A 5191-nucleotide genomic window follows, 5' to 3' on the forward strand; every position below is an offset into this window, starting at 1 on the left:
GGAATGGAATTATAGACAGCGAAGTGCTAGTCGTGGACGGACCAAACCGGTTGTCCTACACTTGGGTCAGCGGAGGGGAGAAGACGACGGTCACCTGGACGCTGCAGGATTTAGGGGACGGAAAGGTTAATCTTCATCTCGAACAAACCGGTTTCGAAAATGCTCGTGCGTTTGAAGGCGCCAAGCATGGTTGGGCTAAAATGGCTGGCGAGCTTGAAAAGGTGTTGGAACAATAACCGCAATCGAAACAGAGCAATGGCGGGATTCCTGCCATTGCTCTGTTTCCATATGCAATGTAAATATGATCGGTTGCTTTTCTCGGAAACCCGTTTATGTTGGACTTGGAAGTTGTTGGGAGCAGCATAAAATACCTTTTCGAAAATCACCAATTATTAAACTAACTGGAAACGTTTGTTCAATACGAACACCACGGCAGCCGGCCAGAATGATCGGCTGCTTTTTCGTTGAACTAAAGGGCAGGTTTGTTGAGCAATTCGCCGAATAGAAGTAATAACTATGAAATGTTAATTAATGGGGGGATACGAGTGAATATAGAACAATTTAGTGTATTAATCGAAAAACTATTTGGTGGACTCCTAAAGCAATTTGATAATGGAGAGGAATTTGCATTTTACAACTATGGTCCTGATTTAATTCGTCGAATTGGGTATGCAACAAATATTACTCCCGAACTTATTGAACAAGCCGCTCAAAAGAAAGTTGATCTTATAGTTACCCACTATGATGCATGGGATTTTGTCTTTGGAATGAAAGAAGAATGTCATAAACTTCTGGCATCCTTTGGAATCAGCCATTTTTTCGTGCATTTGCCATTGGATTATGCTGAATTTGGCACGTGTACTTCATTATTCAAAGCACTTGGAATAAATAATGTCATCCAACAATCAATTGATATCGAGGGTAGGAGCCTGCCTGGTATTGGAGAGTTCGAGTTTCCTATCAGCTTTCAAGAATTAAGTGAACGGGTTAGTACGGTACTAAGCGAAAACATAAAATCTTGGAAAAACTCAGAAAAGCCAATAACGAGAGTGGGGATTATTACAGGGGCAGGAAACTCTACAAAAAGTCTTCGTGATGCCCATTATTCAGAATGCGATGTCTATATTACTGGTGAGAAAATCTTATACACAATCCAGTATGCAAAGTTCATTAAAATGAACCTGATCGTTGGAAGTCACACTTTCACAGAGATTTTTGGTGTGAAGTCCCTGTCTGAAAAAATTAAAGAAAAATACGACTCTTTAGAGATTATTGAACTAGTAGAAGATCATTTTGAATAAATTTGTTGTTAAAGTAAAGGTGAACGATGGTGGGGGTGAGCGATTTTGAAGATCCGTGAGGTAACATCAGAGGGTTTTACCTTCGTTAATTTTGATAAGGAAATATTCGTCGATTTTAAAGAGTGTAATGAAAATTGGGTTATGTATAACAAGAGGGAAAGAAATTGGACGGATGAAGAAGTTCAAGTTTATCGAGCAAAGAGTAAATGTGTCGGTCAACGGGATATTTGTGCAAAACCAAGCTGTTTTACATTTTTTACAAAGCCATTTACTAAAATTGAGTTTACTAATCTTAATGCAAAAAAAGAATTCAGGGAATTTCAAATGAAAATAATTGAAGTTGGTTGGACCACATTTGACTTGAGTTGACTAAACTAACGAATATAGTTGAATAAGAATATCACAACAGGCTACCGCTGATTTAATCTCGGTAGCCTGTTCCGCTAACGGACAGTTTAGCGCAATAATTATTCATCTTTTACAATTTGCTCATGTTCTATGTTAATACGAAAAGGGCTCCTCTTTGGGCAATGTCATTTAGTTAAGGCTAAACTAAATGACATTGCCTCTTTGGGAGCCCGATTTTATTTGGGTTTATTATTACTTTAGTAAATAGCTTATTATACCCGCCAACATATCCGTTGTTCGATACACTTCCTCAAGACTGTTTTCTTGACCACCGATTTCAACCAGAATTGAATTGGGATGCATTTCCTGGTTATAAGATTGTTTCGATTCTGTGGATGTAACTACTCCCTCTGAAACACCAGGATACAATTCGTCAAATTTATTGTTGACTTTTATTGCAAGCTTTATATTCTCAGAGGGTATTGCAATAAATTTGATTGAGGCGACATCAAGATTGTTCCATTTTACAGTTGATTGGCTTCGATGTACTGAATCCCTATGAATATCAAATATCATGCGAATTCCAGGATTTTGCTGCAAAGTTTTGCTTACTGTTTCTTTGGAATAGTCGTAAGACCTAGAATATTGGAAATTTTGTTTTTCTTTCTCCTCGTAATCAGTATTATCCGCAAGGGTTCTAACCCCTAATTCGTTTAACTTTGTTGCTAAGTGTGTTCCCACAAGAGTTATATTAACATCTTTTGAATAGGCTTCCTGATTGGGTGATATAACAGTTCTTGGTGTTTTTAACATATCAGGAAGAAATGACTCTTTGCTATGACTATGGTATATAAAAACTTCAGGATTTTGTAACAGGGGTTTCTGTATTTCTGGTTTTTCTACAGTTAAGGAGGAAAACAATTTATACCCCGCATCGACTGAATTTAAAATACCCTGTTTCCCTCCAAATGAAATAATCCAAACAACTGTAATGAGAACCGCTAATGAAACAAATCCCGCATAGAAACTTCTAATAGTTTTCTGCCTCTTACGTGTTTTCAGAGCCATTTCAATTAAATCGCGTTTTGTGTCATGTATAAAATCAGCATTCGGATAAATTTCCGGCGAATTTTTAATCATCTTCAAGAATTTTTCAGTTTGGTTACTCATTTACGGCACCCCTTTCCATTAAAGAAGATAATGTTTTTTCAAGCATTCCCAATGAACGGTGGTAATTGACTTTAACTTTTGATTCGCTACACTCCAAAATTTCGGCTGTTTCTTTAATCGAAAGTTCATTGATACCACGAAGAATTAAAACAGCTCTATAATTTGGCTTCATCTTTGAAATCGCCTCCCAAATGAGCAATTTTGTTTCCTTAGTTTCTAATTGCTCAATGGGTGAATCATCTTTTGAAGTTAATTTCATGAAAAAAGCATCTGTGAATAAAGAATAAAACTTTTTCCTTCGATAATGGTCGATAGCAACATGTTTTGCAATTGAAAGTATCCATGTTTTTAGTCCAGATGTTTTATTAAATTTGGACAATGATTTTAAAATCCGAATAAAAACTTCATGGGTCAAATCTTCGGCATCATTACGATTCCCAATGAAACAAATTAGAAATTGGTACACTTCTTTATGGTATTGCTCATAGATGAGTTGGATGGTGGACTCCAATTGCTTTTCGCCATTAATGATTGGAATTATGTATTCAATTTTCTTTGTCTCCTCCAATACATTACCTCCTATCAGACTTTCTAATTATATAGTCGAATAAGCCATCGTAAAAGTTACAAAAAAATTTTTAATTGTCATTCAGCATAGAACGGCAGCCTTCTCAGCTAACGAGCAGGAATGCTTAATTGTAATGTGGAATAAAATGTATGTAAAGACAAGGGTTATATAGGAGTTGATATTGATATGATTCGTGAAGCTGAACGATCTGATAAAAACCAACTGTGCGAGCTCTATCGTATGTTAGTGCCAAATAGTAAGAAAATGAATGTTCTCGAAGAACAAATTGATACAATCAAAAGTGACCCTAATAACTTTCTACTTGTTTTCGATGAAGGCGGTGAAATATTAGGGACAGTGACACTAAATATATGTATCCAAGCATTGCATGGAACAAGACCGTATGGAATTGTCGAGAACATTATTGTTCATGAGAATCATCGAAGTAAGAGTATTGGACAACAACTTTTACAATATGTTGAGGTCTATTGTAGGTCAATAAATTGTCATCGAATTATGCTTCTAAGCAATTCAACCCGTGAAAGAGCTCATCAGTTCTTCGAACGAGAAGGATATGATGGATCGGTTAGTAAAGGATTTAAAAAATATTTCTAATTGAACTATCGGGACACGATAGCGCAAAAACCAGGGAGCAGTCGCCACTCGGCAGTTGTTCCCTGGTTTGGTTGAAGTAACGGGCAGGATAACGTAATAAAATCCTTGATTCCCTTATATTTTCCAGCTTATAATATAGTAAATATTTGGTATGTGTGACTGGCGAAAACGTAGATCACTACGGGGGAGCGCATATTTCATAAAAGCCGTTCGCCTGGGCAAAGTATTTGGTCAAATGACTGAATACTTTTCTATTTTAAGGGGGAAATGCATTGGTTGATTTATCAGATCGAAAGCCCAGTAAAGATAAACTTAATAGCCAATGGATTGATATTAGAAAAGCTCTAATTGAAGACTTAGACGAGGTGCAGAAATTATATGTAGAAGCAGCTAAATGGATTCGCTCCTCGCAAGGTATCATTCAGTGGAACGAAGATACGTTTACGATGAATTATTTGGAGCAATTTATTCGTGAGAAAGATGTATTTGTCGCATACCTGGATGGTGAGCTTGTGGGTTGTTTCTCTGTCCAGTGGAAGTACGAGGAAATATGGGGAGAATTATTTCATGATAATGCTGGTTACATTCACAGGTTAGTTGTTTTGCGGAAGTATAAGGGACAGGGGATCGGAAGCCATTTCCTTACTTGGGCGGAAGACTATATAAAGAGCGAAGGAAAGAAATGGTTAAGATTAGACTGCATGGCGGATAACCCAGCGTTAAATCAATACTACCTTAGTCAAGGATTGGTTTTCCAGGGGAGATACGACGGTCGTGGGTGGAGTGCAAATTTATACGAGCGTGAAATTATAGATTAGTTGAAAAAGTGGGTAACCTTTTTGAAATTTCTATGCTAACGGATAACGATAGCGCGGCGATGGAACCGATCCATCGCTTGTTTTGGTTTCGGCAAAAGTCGCTCAGCTAACGGGCAGGTTAGTGGAATAAGATGGTCCTTTTAGTCCATCCTTTTTTTCAGCATCAATAATTTTGAATATCATAATGCTTGTTGCACTAACAGGTAACGAGAGTTCAATAATAACATGTAGAGGCAACCAGCCTAGTTGGATTGGTTGCCTTTTCTCAAGTAACGGGCAGGATAGTTAAATAATGCTTCTTTGAAGAAAGTGAATATTCCATGCAAGTTACTTTTCTAGGAAGTAAAAATCTAATTCCCAATTCCTTTAAG

General features: G+C 37.2%; 7 protein-coding genes and 1 riboswitch. Of the genes, 5 read left to right on the plus strand and 2 right to left on the minus strand.

Features of this window, described 5'->3' with window-relative positions:
• The 3 genes from GC098_RS25905 to GC098_RS25915 form a co-directional block, all read left to right on the plus strand.
• Positions 1 to 236: SRPBCC family protein (locus GC098_RS25905; RefSeq protein ID WP_171646093.1), on the plus strand; the 236-nt coding region annotated here is incomplete at its 5' end.
• A gap of 309 nt (positions 237 to 545) precedes the next feature.
• On the plus strand, positions 546 to 1301 hold the full coding sequence (locus tag GC098_RS25910; protein ID WP_312880342.1) for a Nif3-like dinuclear metal center hexameric protein: 756 nt from the start codon (positions 546 to 548) through the stop codon (positions 1299 to 1301).
• 45 nt (positions 1302 to 1346) lie between these two features.
• Positions 1347 to 1670 carry a hypothetical protein gene (locus GC098_RS25915; RefSeq protein WP_216625426.1) on the plus strand — a complete coding sequence of 108 codons (324 nt, stop codon included), beginning with the start codon at positions 1347 to 1349 and terminating at the stop codon, positions 1668 to 1670.
• Positions 1671 to 1901: 231 nt separating this feature from the next.
• On the opposite strand, the gene spoIIP is transcribed toward GC098_RS25915, so the two are convergent.
• Together spoIIP and GC098_RS25925 are read right to left on the minus strand one after the other, a co-directional pair.
• Positions 1902 to 2819, minus strand: a complete 918-nt coding sequence (spoIIP, locus tag GC098_RS25920) for a stage II sporulation protein P (protein ID WP_171646094.1) — start codon at positions 2817 to 2819, stop codon at positions 1902 to 1904.
• Positions 2812 to 3387 (minus strand): RNA polymerase sigma factor, encoded by a 576-nt coding sequence (locus GC098_RS25925; RefSeq protein WP_246358975.1) that lies wholly within the window; start codon positions 3385 to 3387, stop codon positions 2812 to 2814. Before GC098_RS25925 ends, spoIIP begins: the two co-directional genes overlap by 8 nt.
• 186 nt (positions 3388 to 3573) lie before the next feature.
• Here GC098_RS25925 and GC098_RS25930 point away from each other — a divergent pair, with 186 nt between their 5' ends.
• Both GC098_RS25930 and GC098_RS25935 read left to right on the plus strand, forming a co-directional pair.
• Complete coding sequence (locus tag GC098_RS25930; protein WP_171646095.1) at positions 3574 to 4002, plus strand: GNAT family N-acetyltransferase; 429 nt, start codon at positions 3574 to 3576, stop codon at positions 4000 to 4002.
• Between the two features lie 145 nt (positions 4003 to 4147).
• Positions 4148 to 4229: riboswitch (ZMP/ZTP riboswitch) on the plus strand.
• A gap of 45 nt (positions 4230 to 4274) precedes the next feature.
• The gene (locus tag GC098_RS25935) at positions 4275 to 4820 is read left to right on the plus strand and encodes a GNAT family N-acetyltransferase (protein WP_171646096.1); all 546 of its coding nucleotides are present in this window, start codon (positions 4275 to 4277) and stop codon (positions 4818 to 4820) included.
• Positions 4821 to 5191: the final 371 nt, after the last annotated feature.

The organism is Paenibacillus phytorum (assembly GCF_013141715.1).
GTDB classification, from domain to species: domain Bacteria; phylum Bacillota; class Bacilli; order Paenibacillales; family NBRC-103111; genus Paenibacillus_E; species Paenibacillus_E phytorum.